The 18,075-nt window shown below is 71.3% G+C and carries 14 protein-coding genes; 6 read left to right on the top strand and 8 right to left on the bottom strand.

The features are described 5' to 3' along the window. Nucleotides 1-431: 431 nt before the first annotated feature. The 4 genes from mgt to OO67_RS13855 all read right to left on the bottom strand — a co-directional run bounded on the left by mgt (nucleotide 432) and on the right by OO67_RS13855 (nucleotide 4,756). On the bottom strand, nucleotides 432-1,625 hold the full coding sequence (gene mgt, locus OO67_RS13870; protein ID WP_033300186.1) for a macrolide-inactivating glycosyltransferase: 1,194 nt from the start codon (nucleotides 1,623-1,625) through the stop codon (nucleotides 432-434). Between the two features lie 64 nt (nucleotides 1,626-1,689). Beyond that, nucleotides 1,690-2,982, bottom strand: coding sequence for an ABC transporter substrate-binding protein (locus OO67_RS13865; protein WP_033300185.1), 1,293 nt, complete (start codon nucleotides 2,980-2,982; stop codon nucleotides 1,690-1,692). Further along, nucleotides 2,982-3,821 (bottom strand): carbohydrate ABC transporter permease, encoded by an 840-nt coding sequence (locus OO67_RS13860; RefSeq protein ID WP_033300184.1) that lies wholly within the window; start codon nucleotides 3,819-3,821, stop codon nucleotides 2,982-2,984. The genes OO67_RS13865 and OO67_RS13860 overlap by 1 nt, the downstream gene beginning before the upstream one ends. Next, on the bottom strand, nucleotides 3,818-4,756 hold the full coding sequence (locus OO67_RS13855; protein WP_033300183.1) for a carbohydrate ABC transporter permease: 939 nt from the start codon (nucleotides 4,754-4,756) through the stop codon (nucleotides 3,818-3,820). The genes OO67_RS13860 and OO67_RS13855 overlap by 4 nt, the downstream gene beginning before the upstream one ends. Nucleotides 4,757-4,881: 125 nt before the next feature. Here OO67_RS13855 and OO67_RS13850 point away from each other — a divergent pair, with 125 nt between their 5' ends. The 3 genes from OO67_RS13850 (at nucleotide 4,882) to OO67_RS13840 (ending at nucleotide 7,215) form a co-directional block, all read left to right on the top strand. Continuing rightward, nucleotides 4,882-5,748: a phosphotransferase gene (locus OO67_RS13850; protein ID WP_033300181.1), complete on the top strand. Its 867-nt coding sequence runs from the start codon at nucleotides 4,882-4,884 to the stop codon at nucleotides 5,746-5,748. A gap of 477 nt (nucleotides 5,749-6,225) precedes the next feature. Beyond that, the gene (locus OO67_RS13845; RefSeq protein ID WP_033300180.1) at nucleotides 6,226-6,738 is read left to right on the top strand and encodes a hypothetical protein; all 513 of its coding nucleotides are present in this window, start codon (nucleotides 6,226-6,228) and stop codon (nucleotides 6,736-6,738) included. A 147-nt stretch (nucleotides 6,739-6,885) separates the two neighbouring features. Further along, a complete protein-coding gene (locus OO67_RS13840) occupies nucleotides 6,886-7,215 on the top strand; it encodes a DUF4333 domain-containing protein (RefSeq protein WP_051709383.1) in 330 nt (109 codons plus the stop codon). Here OO67_RS13840 and OO67_RS13835 read toward each other — a convergent pair. Together OO67_RS13835 and OO67_RS13830 are read right to left on the bottom strand one after the other, a co-directional pair. After that, nucleotides 7,198-7,959, bottom strand: coding sequence for a 3'-5' exonuclease (locus OO67_RS13835; protein ID WP_051709370.1), 762 nt, complete (start codon nucleotides 7,957-7,959; stop codon nucleotides 7,198-7,200). The two genes, OO67_RS13840 and OO67_RS13835, sit on opposite strands and share 18 nt — an antisense overlap. Nucleotides 7,960-8,147: 188 nt before the next feature. After that, nucleotides 8,148-9,380 (bottom strand): SAV2148 family HEPN domain-containing protein, encoded by a 1,233-nt coding sequence (locus tag OO67_RS13830; RefSeq protein WP_033300178.1) that lies wholly within the window; start codon nucleotides 9,378-9,380, stop codon nucleotides 8,148-8,150. Nucleotides 9,381-9,757: 377 nt separating this feature from the next. Here OO67_RS13830 and glgX point away from each other — a divergent pair, with 377 nt between their 5' ends. Both glgX and treY read left to right on the top strand, forming a co-directional pair. Then, nucleotides 9,758-11,914 (top strand): glycogen debranching protein GlgX, encoded by a 2,157-nt coding sequence (glgX, locus tag OO67_RS13825; protein WP_033300176.1) that lies wholly within the window; start codon nucleotides 9,758-9,760, stop codon nucleotides 11,912-11,914. Between the two features lie 99 nt (nucleotides 11,915-12,013). After that, nucleotides 12,014-14,413 (top strand): malto-oligosyltrehalose synthase, encoded by a 2,400-nt coding sequence (gene treY, locus OO67_RS13820; protein WP_033300174.1) that lies wholly within the window; start codon nucleotides 12,014-12,016, stop codon nucleotides 14,411-14,413. A 73-nt stretch (nucleotides 14,414-14,486) separates the two neighbouring features. On the opposite strand, the gene OO67_RS13815 is transcribed toward treY, so the two are convergent. After that, a complete protein-coding gene (locus OO67_RS13815) occupies nucleotides 14,487-15,146 on the bottom strand; it encodes a TetR/AcrR family transcriptional regulator (protein ID WP_279626895.1) in 660 nt (219 codons plus the stop codon). A gap of 307 nt (nucleotides 15,147-15,453) precedes the next feature. On the opposite strand from OO67_RS13815, the gene OO67_RS13810 reads away from it, so the two are divergent. Continuing rightward, entirely contained in the window at nucleotides 15,454-17,349 is a 1,896-nt protein-coding gene (locus tag OO67_RS13810; RefSeq protein WP_033300173.1) for an RICIN domain-containing protein, read from the top strand. Nucleotides 17,350-17,482: 133 nt separating this feature from the next. On the opposite strand, the gene OO67_RS13805 is transcribed toward OO67_RS13810, so the two are convergent. Continuing rightward, nucleotides 17,483-18,049 carry a DUF1707 and FHA domain-containing protein gene (locus tag OO67_RS13805; RefSeq protein ID WP_033300171.1) on the bottom strand — a complete coding sequence of 189 codons (567 nt, stop codon included), beginning with the start codon at nucleotides 18,047-18,049 and terminating at the stop codon, nucleotides 17,483-17,485. Between the last annotated feature and the right edge of the window lie 26 nt (nucleotides 18,050-18,075).

Genomic DNA, 18,075 nt, shown 5'->3' with positions numbered 1-18,075 from the left:
GGGCGAACCAGCGATGACGGGGCGTCAGGCGGCGGGGGCCCGCCTGTGCGCGAACCACGGATGACGAATCGTGGACGACGGGGCCCGCCGGCCCGGGCCGCCCGCCCCCCGGAGCCCACGACGGCCGCGAGTCCGCCCTCGCAGGCACAGCGCGGGCGCCGCACCACGGTCGCGGCCGTGGGCCTCGGCCCGTCGGACTGCCCACCGCGCCGCCCCTCCACGCGACAGGCCACACCGTGATCGGCGGGGACACCAGCGGGCCCCCGGCTGGGGGAATCCGCTCCGGACGGGTCGACCCGCCGCCCTCCCGGCACGGCCGGCTGACCGCGGCGCTCCACCACACCGGCTTCCGGATGACGGCCGGGGCGGACCGGGGCGGGCCGGGGCGGGCCGGGGCGGGCCGGGGCGGGCCCGGGCGGGGAGCAGCCCTTTCAGGCGGGCAGTTCGGCCTCGATGAGGTCGGCCGCCCGCGCCGTGCCGCCCTCCCCCGCCATCCGCTCCCGGATCCCCGCCAGCCTCGCGGCCACGTCCGGATCGTCCACCAGGGCGAGGACCGCGGCGCGCAGCGAGACGGCGTCGGCCTCCTCCTTCGGCAGGTGCCGGGCGACGCCGAGGGCCTGGAGCATGTCCGCGTTGCCGAACTGGTCGACGGCCTGCGGGACCGCCACCATCGGGGTGCCGGTCGCGAGCCCCTCCTGGCTGCCGCCCGCGCCCGCGTGCGTGATGAAGGCGTCCGCCTGCCTCAGCACGGCCAGCTGCGGGACCCAGGAGTGCACCTCCACGTTGTCGGGCACGTCCCCGAGTGCGGACGGGTCCACGTGTGCGCCGATCTGCAGCACCACGTGCCAGCCCGGCAGGTCACCGAAGGCCTTGACGCACTCGCGGTAGAAGGCGGGCTCGTCGGTGTACGAGGAGCCGAGCGAGACCAGCAGGACCTTCCCGGCGCCGGCCGGCCTCTTCCACTCCCCCTGGTCGGCGCGGTCGCCCTGGCAGGCGCCGACGAAAGTGAACCTGCCGTGGTCGACACGGTCGGCGTTCGGCTGGAGCGCCTCGGGGATCAGCACCAGGCCGCGGCGCGGCCGGGCCACGAAGTCGTCCGCCGAGAGGTCGCCGAGGCCGTTCTCCGCGAGCCAGGCAGCGAAGCGCTCGAAGTACGCCCGGCCCTGCCCGGTCTTCTTCAGTTCGGCGTTCATCGGCTCCCCCACCTCTTCCTCGTAGCCCTCCCAGGGGACCAGGTTGGGCCAGAGCTGGACGGCCGGCACGCCCCAGCGGTGGGCGAGTACGCGCGCGGGGTAGGCGGTGATGTCGTGCAGGACGAGGTCCGGTTCGTCGCCCTCGAAGGCGGCGACGAGCTGAGGGAGTGCCTGGACGGCGTCATCGAGGAACGGCTCGATGTAGTCGATGGGTTCGCTGCCCCAGTCCTCCGGGTCGGTGGGCAGCGTTGAGGTGTAGATCACCGGCTCCGCTCCGGTGGCGGCCACCTTCTCGGCGAAGGAGGCCGGGATGGCGTAGCTGACGCGGTGCCCACGGGCGACGAGCTCCCGGATCACTTCGAGGCTCGGGTTCACGTGCCCGTGGGCGGCGATGGAGAACATGGCGATGTGGGCGCGCGGGATCGAGGTCATGCCGCTACGGTAAACGAGACGATACGTCTCGTCCAGCGAATTTCGGGATCCTCGGCCGTCCGGATCAGCGCTGGTAGCGGGCCAGGACCCGATTCCCGTCGTCGACCAGGCGTTTCTTCAGTTCATCCGTGCCGATGGCCCCGCTGTAGTACTCCTGGAGGGCAGGGGTGGCGACCTTGTCCTTCCACTCGGGATAGCCGCGGACCGACTGCGCGGGGGCGGGACGAAGCGCGCGGGCGAGAGCGGTACCCGTCGCCCAGCCGTTCTCCCGGGTGTGCAGCGCCGGGTCCGCCAGCGCTTCGGTGCCGGTCGGCAGCATCCAGTCACCCCTGGCCAGCCTGACCATGTTCGCGGGCCGCAACAGGAAGTCGATGAACTGCACGGCCTCCTTCTTGTGCGGGCTCTCCTCCGCGACCGAGAGCGTCTGCGGACTGACCCCCTGCGCGAGCCCGCCGCTGCCGGCCGGCGTGGGCAGCACCGTCCACTCGAAGCCTTCGGGGGCCTGCTCGACGACCTGCTGGCGGTAGGAGAATCCCAGCGGGACCATGGCGTACTTACCGCCGAAAAAGCCGGGGAGCGTGTCCGAGCCTCCCATACCGAGCGCGGAACGAGCCGCGCTGCGGTCGGAGTTGACCTGGTCGCGGACCGCGCCGGGCATGACCCGGTCACCCTCGTCGAAGCGGATGGTCACCTTGCCGTCCGCGCCGCGGTGGAAGAGCTGCCCCCCGGCGGAGAGGCCCAGATTGAGGGTGACGGAGACGGGCTCCTTGAGTGGCCAGGCGACCCCGTACGTCCCCTTCTTCGTCAGCTTCTCGGTGACCTGGCGGAATTCGGGCCAGCTCCAGGGCTTCTCGGGGGTCGGGATCCGTACGCCCGAGGACTCGAGGATCTTCGTGTTCGCTATCAGGACCTTGGGCTCCTGGAGGAAGGGGACCCCGTAGACACCGTCGTCGAAGGTGGTGGTCGCCCAGGACTGCTGCGGGATGTCCCGGGTCAGCCTGCCCGGAAGCAGGGTCCGCAGATCGGCGAGGTAGCCGCCGTACGCGAAGTCCGCCAGGTCGTCGGAGGCGTCGTGGATGATGTCGGGCGCCTCACCGCCCTCGAAGGAGGTGAGCAGCTGGTCGTGGACGTTGTCCCAGCTGCCCTGGACGTAGTCCACCTGGATGCCGGGGTGGGTGGCGTTCCACTCGCGTACGAGCTGTCTGTTGGCGTCGACGGACTCCTTCTGCCAGGCCAGCGACTGGAAGCTGAGCCGGATCACGCCGTCCGTACCGCGGTCGCCCTCCCCCGAGCAGCCGGTCAGCAGAAGGGCGAATGCGGTGGTCACCGCGGCGGCGAGCAGGGGCAGGCGGCGCATCAGTGCTTCACCGCCCCGGCCGTGAGACCGCCCGTGATGCGCTTCTGGATGACCGCGAAGAGCACGAGCGAGGGCAGGGTGGCGAGGAACGCGGCGGCGGCGAGCGGCCCGAGGTCGGCCACGCCCTCCGCGCCCAGGAAGTGGGTGAGTACGACCGGCAAGGTCTGCTTCTCCGGAGTCTTGAGCAGGACGAGCGCGAAGAAGAACTCGTTCCATGCGGTGATGAACGCGAAGAGCGCGGTGGCGACGATCCCGGGGGCGAGCAGCGGCGCGGTGACCGACACGAGGATCCGCGCCTTCCCGGCCCCGTCGACGGCGGCGGCCTCCTCCAGTTCGGGCGGCACCGCCCGTACGTAGCCGGCCAGCATCCAGAGGGCGAAGGGCAGCGACCACACGACGTACACCAGGACCAGCCCCCAGAGCGAGTTGATCAGGTGCAGGTACTTCAGGACCAGGAACAGCGGAATGATCACGAGGACGAAGGGGAACGCCTGGCTGACCACGACCCACCCGGTGGCTGCGGTGGACAGCCGCCCCCGGTGACGGGCCATCACATAGGCCATGGGCGTGGCGATGACGACCGCGATCAGAGCGGCGCAGAGCGCGGCGGTGAGCGAGTTGGCGGCGGCCCGGAGCAGCGGCTGTTCGTCGAAGGCCTGGCGGAAGTTGCCCAGCGTCGGGTCCTCGGGGATCCACGTGGGGTGCAGAGAGCCGAGCTCACGCGCCGGCTTGAAGGCGGTGGAGATCAGCCAGAGGAAGGGGAACGCCAGGAAGACCAGGTAGCAGAGGAGGGCGGCGTACTGCCCGGCGCGTGCGGTTCTGCCCGTACGGAGACTCATGCGTCCTCGCCTCCCCTGAGCCGGCCGACGAGGTAGACGGCGAGGAGCACCGAGATGACGGCGACCATCACGCACCCCATGGCGGCGGCGTAACCGAACTGACCGTAACGGAACGCCTCTTCGTAGGCGAAGAGCATGGGGAGCCGGGTTCGGCCCCCCGGGCCGCCGCTGGTCAGGACGTAGACCAGGGCGAAGGAGTTGAAGTTCCAGATGAAGTTGAGGGCGCTGATCGCGAGTGCCACAGGCCTGATGGCGGGCCAGGTGACGGTACGGAAGCGGCGCCAGGCACCGGCTCCGTCGAGGGCGGCCGCCTCGTGGAGTTCGTGCGGGGTGTTCTGCAGCCCGGCCAGCAGCGCCACGGTGGTCTGCGGCATGCCGGCCCAGACGCCGACGACTATCACGGCGGGCAGCGCGGTGGCGAGTCCGGTCAGCCAGTCCCTGCCGTCACCGAGTCCGAGGTCGCGGATGGTCTCGTTGAGGATGCCGGCGTCGGGGTTGTAGACCAGCCGCCACATGATGCCGACGACGACCTCGGGCATGGCCCAGGGAATGATCGCCAGCGCCCGGGCGAGCCAGCGCATCCTCAGGTTCGCGTTGAGCAGCAGGGCCAGGCCGAGGGCGAGGACGAACTGCGGGACCGTGACCCCGACCGCCCACAGCAGGCCGATCCGGAACGAGTCCCAGAACAGGCCGTCGTGCAGCAGGTCCTGGAAGTTGAGGGCGCCGATCCACTGGGTGGAGCGGGTGCGGCCCGACTGCGCGTCGGTGAAGGCCAGCACGATGCCGTACAGCAGGGGGCCGACGCTCAGGATCAGGATCGGGATCAGCGCGGGCAGCACCAGGAACCAGGCGGCCCCGTCCCGGCGCCGCCCTCCCCCTCGTCCGCCCTGTGGGGCCTTGGGCCCGGACCGCGTCGTCGCGGTCGCCAGTGTCATGAATTCGACCCCTTTACTTCCTCGGATCGGTTTCATCCCGGTATGGCCGCCCGGGCGGCTCCCGTCATCGTGCTGACGCCTCGCCCGTTCGTCAAGGTGGCCTGCGGAGATGAGAAAATCGGGCCATGGACGAGATGCGCGCACGCGAGGTACTGACCGCCGCCGGACTGCCCGGCGGCGCGGAGCTCCTCGCACTGGGCGAGAACGCGGTGTTCGCCGCCGGCGACCTGGTGGTCAAGATCGGCCGGGACGCCACGCACCACCCGGAGCTGCGGGAGCGCGCCGAGCGCGAGGTGGCCGTCGCCCGGTGGCTCGCCGCCTCGGACGTACCCGCGGTGCGGGCCGCCGAACCCCTGGCCCGTCTGGTGGAGGGCCATCCGGTGACCCTGTGGCACCGGCTGCCCGCGGCCGTGCGCCCGTCAGAACCGCGCGATCTGGCCCCGCTCCTCACCCAGGTGCACATGCTGCCCGCGCCGGACGGCTTCACGCTGCCGCGCCGTGAGCTGCTCGGCGGCGTCGAGCGCTGGCTGCGGCTCGCGGGCGACGCGATCGACCCGGCCGACGCGGACTACCTGCGCGGACGGCGCGACGGCTTCGCGAAGGCCGCCGCGGCGCTCGCCCCGCACCTGCCGCCGGGCCCCATCCACGGCGACGCGCTCCCCCGCAACGTCCATGTCGGCCCGGACGGACCGGTCCTGGTCGACCTGGAGACCTTCTCCGCCGATCTGCGCGAGCACGATCTGGTCGTCCTCGCGCTCTCCCGCGACCGGTACGGTCTGCCCGCCCCCGCGTACGACGCGTTCACCGAAGCGTATGGATGGGACGTACGCACCTGGGAGGGGTGCGCGGTGCTGCGCGGGGCCCGAGAGACGGCCAGCTGCGCCTGGGTCTCCCAGCACGCCTCGGCGAACCCCAAGGCACTGGCGGAATTCCGGCGCAGGGTGGCATCACTGCGCCAGGACGACCCGGAGGTGCGCTGGTACCCCTTCTGAACGGCGCTTCCCGGCAGGGCGGAGTCGACGGGCCGGCGGGGTGGCTCCGCCGTCCCGCTGAATCCAGGGTCGCTCGATCGTCACCGTCCGCCCTTCCGGCCGTGCCTGTGGGTGTGCGCCCCTGCCCGGGCGAGGGCGCACCGGCGAGGCCCGGGGGCCGCCCGCGCGGGGCGCTGTGGTCTTCGCACCATGCCCCTCGACCGAGAAACCGAACAGGGGCGAGGCCGACGGGGGTTGCACACGGGGGCCGGAGGAGGCCGGTCGACGCCTTCGGACGCCTCCGATCCCGAAGGCGACCGTGTCCCCGGGCCCCCGCGGCCGGGAGGATCCCCGGGACTCCGCGCGCACATCCGCCCGGACACCGGCGCGGCTTCCTGGACCCCGCACGGCCCACCCGGACACCGGAGCGGCTTCCTGGACGCCCCAGCGGGACGGCCTTCCTTGCACCCGCAATCCGGCCCCTCATAGGTTGACCTCATGGGATTCTTCGACATGCTGACCGGAACCGAGCGCCCCGAGGCCGGGGTCGCGCCACGCTCAGCCGAAGAGTTGCGAACGGCCGTGCTCGGCCTCAACCGGCCGGACGTCCCGTACGTCATCAGCGACGGCGCGGCGCTTGACGCCGATCTGGTGGCGGAGTGGCGGATCGCCGAGCCCGCCTGGGAGACCTTCTTCATCGGGTCCCAGCTGACGCACGCCATCCGGATCCGGATGCGGCTGGCCGAGGAGGTCCCTGAGGTGCGTGCCGTCGAGGAGCAGTGGGAGGTCACCCGTGTCGGGAATCCCCCGCGGCTCCGGGCCTCGGCGGAGTACTCGCGCGGCGCGGGCAGGAACGTCTCCCGCCGCTGGTCGCTCCAACGCGGGGAGAACGGCCGCCTCGAAGCGACGGAGACGTTCAGCTTCGACAGCGCGCAGTTGACCGGCCCCCTGCGGAACGCCGCCCTCGATGCGGGCTGGACCTGGCGCGGAGTGATCTTCGGTAAGCTGTGACGTCCGCGGGCCCATGGCTCGCCGCCCTCACCACGGCCCCTCCCCCCTGTCGCGGGAACACCCGCCCCTCCGGACTCCTGCCCGGACGAGGACGTGCCCGGCAGGCCTCCGCCTGCTGCGGGAGGTGGACCGGCCGCCCTCCGCGGAATCCGGCCGCACGTATGCTTCGGCGACCGCCTTGATCATCCGAAATGGAGCTCGGCATCGGTCAGTGCCGGAAAGACCGGGCCGGAGCTGTCATCGGACGAACTGGCCGCGTGGCTCGCCGACAAGCTCGCTTCCACGACGGGCCGGCCGAAGCCGGACATCACGTGCCCGGAGGATCTCGCCGGAAAGGTCGGCGCCGAAACCCGGTGCACGCTCACCGCGGGCGACGGCAGCACCCTGGGCGTCCCGGCCACCGTCACATCCGTCGACGGGGAGCAGATCCACTACGACTTCGAGGCCGACGAGACGGCCTCACCGGCTCCGAACTGACACTTCGGAGTCGCCCTCTCCCGCCTGCGGCTCGCGCCTCCGGGGGATGAGCGGCCAGGCCGGTTCGACGACCGCCGCCGGGTCCCCGGTGCGCCGCAGATAGGCCTGCAGGGAGAGCGACTGCTCTGCTGCCGCGCGCGTCTGGAGGCCGTGCAGGTCCTGCAACGGCATCACGCCGACCGGCTCGTGCTTCTCGCCCATGCGCCGGACCACCCGGGCAGCGGCGACGGCGTCCGCCCTGGCATCGTGAGCGTCGTCGAGTGACACCCCGTAGTGGGCGCAGAGTGCGTGGAGCGCCCGCTTCCCCTTCCGGTACTTGTCGACGTGCTTGTCGATCACCAAGGGGTCGATGACGGGGGAAGGTACGTCGCCCAGTCGCTCGCTGACCGACTCCACCGCGTACCGCCGGCACTCACGGTCGAGCAGGGACAAGTCGTATCGTGCGTTCATCACCACCAGGGGCACCCCCGCGCGCAGCCCGTCGGCGACGGTCCGTGCGATCTCCTCGACCGCCGATGCCGCCGGCACCCCGTGCTCGCGGGCGCGTTCGGTCGAGATGCCGTGGATCGCAGAGGCCTGTTCCGGTATCGCCACACCGGGGTTCAGCAGCCAGGTCCGCTCCTCCGACACGGATCCGTCCGCCTCCAGCCGGACGACCGCCGCCGTCACGATGCGGTCGGTCTCGACGTCCGTGCCCGTGGTCTCCAGGTCGAACGCCGTCAACGGCCCGCTGACCCAGCTCATCGGGCGCCCCCCGCCTCGACGGCGGCGCCGGTGGCGCTCCGGCCCTCCAGCGGTTCCGTGTGGCTCGTCCCCGGGCCGAAGCCGACCGGGCACTCCTGGTGCCAGCTCATCCCGCAACTCCTTCTGTGGTGCGTTCCCCCAAGTGGTGACCACCTTCGCACGCACCACTGACAACGCCGGCAGGGGCGTCAGGAGACGGGCCTGGAGTCCGTCCAGACCGACTCGAACTCCTCGCGGTACGTCTCGAAGAGGCCGTGTTCACTGTCCTGCCCCGCTCTGACCACCGCACGCCCTCCGCCGCGCAGCACCAGAACGGGTGCCTCCATACCTCGTGCGCGCCGCAGATAGGGCTGGACGACGCCGACCGCGTCGGGGCCGTCGCCGTCGACGAGATAGGCCGTGAAGCGCGGGGTCTCGTCGAAGACGTGGATCTGGAAGGCCCCGGGGTCGCGGAGCTTGGAGCGGACCCGGCGCATGTGGAGGATGTTCATCTCCACGGAGCGGCTCAGTTCACCCTTCTTGAGCCCCAGTTCGCGCTCCCGGCGCTTCACCGCGCTGCTGGCCGGGTTGATGAACAGCAGCCGGACCCGGCAGCCCGACTCGGCGAGCCGGACCAGCCGGCGCCCGGAGAAGTTCTGCGTGAGGAGATTGAGCCCTATACCGATCGCGTCCAGCCGGCGCGCCCCGCCGAACAGGTCCTCGGCGGGCAGCTGCCGCTGGAGCCGCACCCGGTCCGGGTGGACGGACACCACGTCCGCGTAGCGGTCACCGACGAGCTCCTCCACGGCGTCCACCGGCAGCCGGTCGGCGGACGGGACCGCTGCCCCGCTGCCCAGGATCTCCAGGAGCCGCCCGGAGGCCCGTTCGGCCTGTGCCAGGACCGCCTCGTTCAGCGCACGGTTGCGGGAGACGACGTTGCGCGCGACCTCCAGCTCGTCCAGGGCGAGCTCCACCTCGCGGCGGTCGTCGAAGTACGGTTCGAAACAGGGCCAGTGCTGGACCATCAGCTCACGGAGCTGCGGCAGCGTGAGGAAGCTGAGGACGTTGTCGTCGGCGGGATCGAGCAGGTAGCCCTTGCGGCGCGAGACCTCCCGGACCGCGACGGCGCGCTGCACCCACTCCTGCCCCGCGGGTCCCGCGGCGGCCACCACCCAGTCCTCACCGTGCACCGGTTCGTAGATCGGCCGGATCACGGCGGAGACCACGGCACGCAGCCGCTGTTCCACCAGATTCAGCCAGATGTACGCACGCCCGGCCCGCTGGGCCCGTGTGCGGACCTCGTTCCAGGCGTCCGCTCCCCAGTCCAGCTCAGCACCGATCTCCATGGGCTGCGCGAGGGAGACGGCCCCCGGCGGGGCATCGGTCGGTTCCCCCTCGTGACCTGCGTCACCTGGGGGCAGCTCGAACCCTCCCGAGCTCACCCGTGTACCGCCTTCCACTCCCCCACCAACGATCAAGGAAGGGTACTCCGGCAGCGGGAGCCGGTGCAGCCGGATGCACAGGCTCCTCACTCAACTCCCCTATGCGCCGGGCCCGTTCCTTGCGGTGAGATCAGGTGGAGTGAGATGGTTCATAGTGATTGCGCACCCTCTCGCACGCCGCATACCGGACGGAGGATCCGCCCGGAGGCCCGGGCCCCTGTCCGGGCGACACCGAGGTGCCCCAGGTTGACCGGCCCGGCAGAAGACATGACGGAACCCGGCCGCACCGGTCGACATACTAGGTACAGGACCGTCTTTCGGGGAGTATCGGGGCGAAAACCCCCAGCACCCGGATCAGAAGTGGAAGAGTCCTATCTATGCAGGTCTGGCCGGGACACGCGTATCCCCTCGGCGCCACGTACGACGGCGCCGGAACCAACTTCGCGGTCTTCTCGGAGGCCGCCGACCGGATCGAGTTGTGCCTGTTGCACGACGACGGTTCGGAAACGGCGGTGGAACTCCGTGAGACCGACGCCTTCGTCCGTCATGCCTATCTGCCCGGGGTGATGCCGGGGCAGCGCTACGGCTTCCGTGTGCACGGGCCCTACGAACCGCAGCGCGGGCAGCGCTGCAATTCGGCGAAACTGCTCCTCGATCCGTACGCGCGTGCGATCTCGGGGAAGATCCAGTGGGGCGAGGCGGTGTACGGCTATCCGTTCGGCAAGCCGGACGAGCGCAACGACCTCGACTCGGCGCCCCACACGATGAGCTCGGTCGTGGTCAATCCGTACTTCGACTGGGGGGACGACCGCCGCCCGCGTACGGACTACCACCGCACGGTGATCTACGAGGCACACGTCAAGGGCCTGACGATGCTTCACCCGGGCCTGCCCGAGGAGCTGCGCGGCACCTACGCGGGCCTCGCGCACCCCGAGATCATCGCCCACCTGACGGAGCTGGGTGTCACCGCGATCGAGCTGATGCCGGTGCACCAGTTCGTCCAGGACCACCGGCTCGCCGACGCCGGGCTGGCCAACTACTGGGGCTACAACACCATCGGATTCTTCGCCCCGCACAACGCGTACGCCTCCTGGGGCGACCGCGGCGAACAGGTGCTGGAGTTCAAGCAGGCGGTGAAGGCGCTGCACCAGGCCGGCATCGAGGTGATCCTCGACGTCGTCTACAACCACACCGCCGAGGGCAACCACCTCGGCCCGACCCTCTCGTTCCGCGGCCTCGACAACGCCTCGTACTACCGGCTGGCCGACGACCAGAAGTACTACATGGACACCACCGGCACCGGGAACTCCCTGCTGATGCGGTCGCCTCACGTCCTTCAGCTGATCATGGACTCGCTGCGGTACTGGGTGACCGAGATGCACGTGGACGGTTTCCGTTTCGACCTGGCCGCGACGCTCGCGCGCCAGTTCCACGAGGTGGACCGGCTGTCGTCGTTCTTCGACCTCGTGCAGCAGGACCCGGTGGTCAGCCAGGTCAAACTGATCGCCGAACCCTGGGACGTGGGTGAGGGCGGCTACCAGGTGGGCAACTTCCCGCCGCTGTGGACCGAGTGGAACGGCAAGTACCGGGACACGGTGCGGGATCTGTGGCGGGGCGAGCCCCGGACCCTCGCGGAGTTCGCCGGGCGCCTCACGGGCTCCTCGGACCTCTACCAGGACGACGGCCGACGCCCGCTGGCCTCGATCAACTTCACCACCTGCCACGACGGTTTCACACTGCACGATCTGGTCTCGTACAACGAGAAGCGCAACGACGCCAACGGCGAGGGCAACCGGGACGGCGAGAGCCACAACCGTTCGTGGAACTGCGGCGCGGAAGGAGAGACCGACGACAAGGAGATCCTGGAGCTGCGCAGCCGTCAGATGCGCAACTTCATCGCCACGTTGATGCTCTCCCAGGGCGTGCCCATGCTGAGCCACGGCGACGAGTTCGCGCGGACGCAGCGGGGCAACAACAACGGCTACTGCCAGGACAACGAGCTCTCCTGGGTCCACTGGCCCGATCCGGCCGCCGCGTCGCACGCCGAGGACGGCGACGAGGACGGCGGCGGCACGGACACGAGCCTGCTGGAGTTCACCCGGGCGATGGTGTGGCTGCGGCGCGACCACCCCGTCTTCCGGCGCCGGCGCTTCTTCCACGGCCGTCCGGTGGAGGGCACCCACGACGAACTCTCCGACATCGCGTGGTTCACCCCCCGGGGCGAGGAGATGACCCAGCGGGACTGGCAGGCCGCGCACGCCAAGGCCATGACGGTCTTCCTGAACGGTCACGCGATCTCCGAACCGGGCCCTCGCGGCGAGCGGATCGCCGACGACTCCTTCCTGCTCATGTTCAACGCGGCCGCCGAGAGCCTGGAGTTCACCGTCCCGATGAACCACGGCAGGCAGTGGCAGGTCGTCGTGGACACCGCGATCCCGGACGGGGTACCGCCCGGCGCGGGACCCAAGGTGTCCGCGGGCGAGCGGGTGACGCTGGTCGGGCGCAGTCTGACCGTGCTCAAGCGTCCGGCGTAGGCCGAAGGGGTGACGGGCACCGGCCGTGCGGCCCCCGGGGGCGGGGCCGGGTCGCGGAGAAGGTGGGAGAGAGGCGTCCGGCTGGGTACGTACGAGTCCATGACGCCCACCGCCACGTACCGGCTGCAGCTCCAGCCGGACTTCCCGTTCGCCGCCGCCGCGGACGCCGTGCCGTACCTCGCCGAGCTCGGCGTCTCCCACCTGCACCTGTCCCCCGTGCTGGAGGCCGTGCCCGGTTCCGGGCACGGTTACGACGTCGTCGACCACACCACGGTGCGGGCCGAGTTCGGTGGCGAGGAGGGCCTGCGGGAGCTGGCCGGCACGGCACACGCCCACGGCCTCCGGATCGTCCTGGACATCGTGCCGAACCACATGGCCGCCGCGCCCCGGCACAACGTGCCGCTGTGGGAGGTGCTGCGCGAGGGCCCGGAATCCCCGTACGCCCGCTGGTTCGACATCGACTGGGCGGCCGGCGGCGGGAAGGTGCTGCTCCCCGTGCTGGCGGGGCGCGTGGGCGAGGAGAGCGGCGGCTTCGAGCCGGGCACCAGGGAGGACGGCACACCCGTGCTCCGCTACGGCGATCTGGAGCTCCCCCTCCGCGCGGGGACGGAGAACCTCCCGCTGCACGGGCTCCTGGCGGCCCAGCACTACCGGCTCGCGTGGTGGCGACTGGCCAGGACGGAGCTGAACTACCGGCGGTTCTTCACCATCTCCGATCTGATCGGTGTGCGGGTGGAGCACCCCGAGGTCTTCGCCGCCACCCACGGCAAGATTCTCGAACTGGTCCGCGACGGAGTCGTCGACGGGCTGCGCGTCGACCACCCGGACGGGCTGGCCGATCCGGCCGCGTATCTCGGGCGGCTCAGCGACGCCACCGGTGGACGGTGGACGGTCGTCGAGAAGATCCTGACCGGTTCCGAGGCGCTGCCGGCCGGCTGGGCGGTCGCGGGGACGACCGGCTACGACGCGCTCCACCGGATCGACGGCCTGTTCACCGACCCGATGGGCGCGGCGGACCTGCTCGGCCGGTACCGGGACTTCGCCGGTCCTCCCGGGGACCGTGGCGGCTACTGGACCGCGACCGTGCGCCGTGCGGCGTACCGCGTGGTCACCCATGAGTTGGCAGCCGAGACGGAGTGGCTGACCCGCCTCGCCGTCGAAGCGTGTGCCGGGGACCCCGCACTGCACGACCACGCGCCGTGGGCACTCCGCACGGCGGTGCGCGAGCTGCTGGTGCGGGTGCCCGTCTACCGGCCGTACGTGACGGCGGGCGGCCCGCTCACCGAGATCGCCGAGTCGACGCTCCCCGCCGAGGCGGTCCGGGACGCCAGAGCGGTGTTCTCCGTCCCACAGGAGGCGGACGCCGTCGACGTGGTGCGGGATCTGGCGCTGGGCCGTCTCGGCGACGGACCGCAGCACGCGGCGTTCTGCGCCCGGTTCGCGCAGACGGCGTCCGCGCTGCACGCCAAGTCGGTGGAGGACACCGCGTTCTACCGCTACGTCCCCTTGATCTCGGCGACCGAGGTGGGCGGTGATCCGGGACGGCCTGCGGTGAGCCCGGAGGAGTTCCACGCCTTCTGCGCCCGTGTGGCCAGGGACTGGCCGGCCACCGGCACGGTGCTGACCACTCACGACACCAAGCGCAGCGGGGACGTACGGGCCCGGATCGCGGTCCTGTCCGAGTGCCCCGAGCGGTGGTCCTCGCTGGTGGCGCAGCTCTCCCGGACGGTTTCGGTGCCTGCCCCGGACCCCCAGCTGGCCTGGCAGTCCTGGCAGGCGGCGTTCGGCTGCGCGGGTCTTCCGGCGCGCGAGATGGCGGGCAGGCTGGAGCCCGCGCTGCTGAAGTCCGTGCGTGAGGCCGGTCTGTTCACCAGCTGGACCGAGCCGGATCCGGTGTACGAGCGGGCCGTGACCGACTTCGTTGCGGCCGGGCCGGGCAGTGACGGGGGCGGGACGCGGTCGATGATGACCGAGTTCGCGGACACGGTCGCCCCGTTCGTCCGGGCCAACATCCTGGGTGCCGCGCTGGTGCATCTGACGATGCCCGGCGTGCCCGACCTGTACCAGGGCTCGGAGCGGGAGTACATCGCGCTGGTCGACCCGGACAACCGGCGGCCGTTCAGCAGGCCCGCCGGAGGCGGCGACGAGAAGGCCGCGCTGACCACGGCCGCGCTGCGCCTGCGTCGGGAACGGCCGGAACTCTTCGGCGAGTCGGGCACCTACGCCCCCTTGGCGGCGCGGGGCCCCGCGGCCGCGCACTGTCTGGCGTTCTGCCGGTCCGGCGAGGTGGTGACCGCGGTGACGCGGCTGTCGCTGAGGCTCGACGAGGACGGCGGCTGGCGCGACACCGAGCTGACACTGCCCGACGAGGGCCCGTGGACGGACCTGTTGTCGCCCGGCCGGGAGTTCACGGGGCACGTGGTCACCGTGGCGCGGCTCTTCGCGGACCGGCCGGTGGCGCTTCTGTCGCGGGTGGGAGTGGCTTCCGGCCGCGGCTGAGGGGCCGTCCCGGCTCCCGCGTTCCGCGAGGCCGGCCTGCGCGGTACGAGGGGCCCGCCCGGCGAGGCGGCGGTCAGCGCTCCGCGGAGGGGCCGAACCTGTGGGGAGCGAGAGTGGTCAGCAGCGAGCTGACCACGAGGTCGGTCGAGGCTGCCATGTCCACGGCGTCCGGGGACAGCAGCCACTGCACCTGCAGTCCGTCCATGACGGCGATGACGGCGTTGGCGGCGGTCTCGGCCTGCTCCGCGCGGTCGGCGGGCAGGTCGCATGCCTCGCGCAGGGCATCGGCGACGAATGCGCGCAGTCCGCTGTACCGGTCGCGGAAGTAGGTCTGGGCGGGGTGGTCTTCGGTGACGGACTCGGCCGACAGCACGGCGTACAGCCGAACGATGCCTTCCCGTTCGGCGTTGCGCAGAGCGGTGTCCACCAGGTGGCGCAGGAATTCGAGCCCTCGCGGCCGGTCGGCTCCGAGCTGCTCGATGTCCGTCTGGTCGCGCAGCTCGAGGACGCTGGTGAGCAGGAGTGCCTTGGACCGGAAGTAGTGCAGGACGCCCGCCTGGGTCAGACCGGCCTGGTCCGCGATCTCGGCGAGCGAGGCGTTGTTGTAGCCGCGGGCGCCGAAGGTGTCCATCGCGATGTGCAGGATGCGCTGCTGCCGCTGCTTGGCCTCCGCACTGCGCGGGGTGCGGGGACGGGCCTTGTGGGCGGGTGTGCCTGCTGAAGGGTTACTCACCTGCCGCAGCCTAATCGCGCTCGCTCTCACGGTCCTCGGTCCTTCCACGCGCCGCAGAACAAGTGACTCACATCACTTACTAACCACTCAGTGAGTGTGTTTTCATATCGACGTCGCCCGGACTCCCCTTATCCAGGCGGCAGTTGACCGCCGGTATCGCGACCACCGGCCCGGGTGAGACCGACGGGCCACCGGCCGCCGTGCGCACCACCCCTTCAGGTAAGCCGCCCGGCCGCGCCTCGCCGAGCAACACGGCGGGGTGCGGCCGCGGACCACCCGCACAGGTACGAACCGAAGGAGCCGCACCATGTCACCACTCAGTCCCGCCCGCCGCCGGTGGACAGGAGCCGCAGGCGCCGCGCTGGCCCTGGCCCTCGCCGGCCTCGGCCTGCCCGGCACCGACGCCGCCCAGGCCGCCGGCCCCACCGCCCAGGTATGGATCACCACTCCGGACGGCAGCAGGAAACTGGCCGCCGACGGCAGCCTTCCCTTCACCTCCACGCCCCAGCCCGTCGACATACGCATCGACGCCGGCAGCAAGGGCCAGAGGTTCACCGGTGCCGGCGCCTCGGTGACCGGAGCCTCCGCGCACCTCATCCGGAGCCTTCCCCAGGACAAGCGCGACGAGCTGATGAGATCGCTGTTCTCCACCAGCGACGGCATCGGCCTCAACTACCTGCGTCAGCCGTTGGGTGACTCCGACTTCAACGCCGCCGGCGGCTTCCACAGCTACGAGGACACCCGCGGCGTCTTCTCCATCGCCCGCGACAGGAGCGAGATCATCCCGGTGCTGAAGCAGGCCACCGGCATCAACCCCGCCATCCGCTTCATGGGCTCTCCCTGGTCCCCGCCCGCCTGGATGAAGACCAACAACTCACTCGTCGGCGGCAGTCTGAGGACCGAGAGCCACCAGGACTACGCCGACTACCTGGTCAAGGCCATCCGGGCGTACGGCCAGGAAGGCATCGTCCTGACCGATCTGACCGCGCAGAACGAACCGGAGTTCGCGGCCTCGTATCCGTCGATGACCATGACGTCGGCCCAGCAGGCGGAGTTCTTCAAGGTGCTCGACCGGACTCTCACCGCTGCCGGTCTGCCCACCAGCCTCCTGGCGTACGACCACAACTGGGACCATCCGAACTACCCGGTCGAGGTCTTCGACGGGACCCGGGGCATCAACCGGGTGATCGGCGCCGCCTTCCACTGTTACGGCGGAGCCCCCTCGGCCCAGCAGCGGGTCGTCGACGCGGGCAAGCGCGTCTTCTTCACCGAGTGCTCGGGCACCGACAGCGCCACCCCGGGCACGACCTTCGCCGACACACTGCGGTGGCACGCCGAGAACCTCGTCGTGCAGAACATGCGCAACGGCGGTGAGACCGTCATCAACTGGAATCTCGCCCTCGACCGGAACGGCGGGCCCCACCAGGGTGGCTGCGGCAACCGGTGCAACGGTGTCGTCGAGATCGGAGACGGCAACGTCAGCCGCAACGCCGAGTACTACGTCCTCGGCCACGTCAGCAAGTTCGTCAAGGCCGGTGCCACCCGCATCGGCTCCACCAGCCAGGGCGGCGGCGGCGTGCAGAACGTCGCCTTCCAGAACCCCGACGGCAGCCGCGCCGCCTACGTGGTCAACACGGCTTCCGGTGCACAGCGGCTCTCACTGACCGACAGCGGCAGGTCCCTCGCCTACACCCTGCCCGCCGGCGCGGTCGCCACCTTCGTCTGGGACGGCACGGGCGGCACCACCGACCCGCCCGCCGGCTCGATCGACCCGAGCACCTGGTACCAGGTGAGGAACAGCAACAGCGGTGCGTGCCTGGACGCCGCCGACTGGGGTACCGCCGACGGCACCCCGCTCCAGCAATGGGCCTGTGGAACCGGCGCCAACCAGAGCTGGCAGTTCCGCCCCGCCGGCGACGGCACCTACCAGGTCGTCAACCGGCACAACGCCAAGGCGTGGGACGTCGACGGCGGTGCGGGTGCCACCGGCAACGGCACCAGGGTCCACCTGTGGACATACGGGGGCGGAAGCAACCAGCAGTGGAAGCCCGAGTCCGCCGGCGGCGGCGGGCAGTACCGTTTCACCGCCCGTCACAGCGGCAAGTGCCTGACGGTGGAGGGATCGTCGACCGCCGACGGCGCCAGGCTCTCCCAGCAGCCGTGCGACGGTTCCGCCGCTCAGGCGTTCACCCTGGCCGGCTGACGCGCCGGTGCCGTGACCGGCGACGTCCTGACGGGGCGTCGTCCGGGACGGCACCGCGGCCCTTGCCGTGCCGGGCCGGTCGCGAGGAACGGCGCTTCGTCCGCACCGGCCGGGGTGCGGACGCGGCTCGTCCTCAGACCGGGGGTACCGGCAGCGACGCCGTGAGCCGGAAGGTCATCCGGCCGAAGCTGACCTGGTCGCCGTCGCGGACCACGACCGATCCGACGACCCGCTGGCCGTTGACGCACGTGCCGTTCGTCGAGCCCAGGTCGCGCAGGATCCACCGGCTGCCGTGCGCGGTCAGCTCGGCGTGCAGCCGCGAAACCGTCTCGTGGCTGAGCCGGAGTCCGTTGCCCGGGTCTCGGCCTATGCGCAGCGGGTGCGGACCGGGCACGGGCAGCAGGAGCCGGGGAAGCCGCTCGGACTGCCATGCCCTGCGCACCCGGGCCGGGAAGGCGGAGACCCCGCCCACCGCGCGGAACAGGCCGCGGGACCAGCGCCCGCCGGACTCCAGGTCGGAGGTGAGCGCCGCCAGTTCTTCCGGGCGCCGGGCCGTCAGGGCCAGTTCCATGCGCCGCAGGAAGGTGTCATGGGAGAGCTTGCCCTGCGCGGCGCCGTCTCTGAGCACACCGAGAACACGGTCGCGCTGGGCGTCCGACAGCCGCGCGGGATACGTGTAGGGCTCGAAGGAGGACGTCACAGCACCGATTGTCGGCCCGACAGGCC

It is taken from the genome of Streptomyces atroolivaceus (genome assembly GCF_000717025.1).
GTDB lineage: Bacteria > Actinomycetota > Actinomycetes > Streptomycetales > Streptomycetaceae > Streptomyces > Streptomyces atroolivaceus.
Note: the sequence above shows the minus strand (reverse complement) of the source record. Positions and strands in the feature narration are given on the sequence as shown.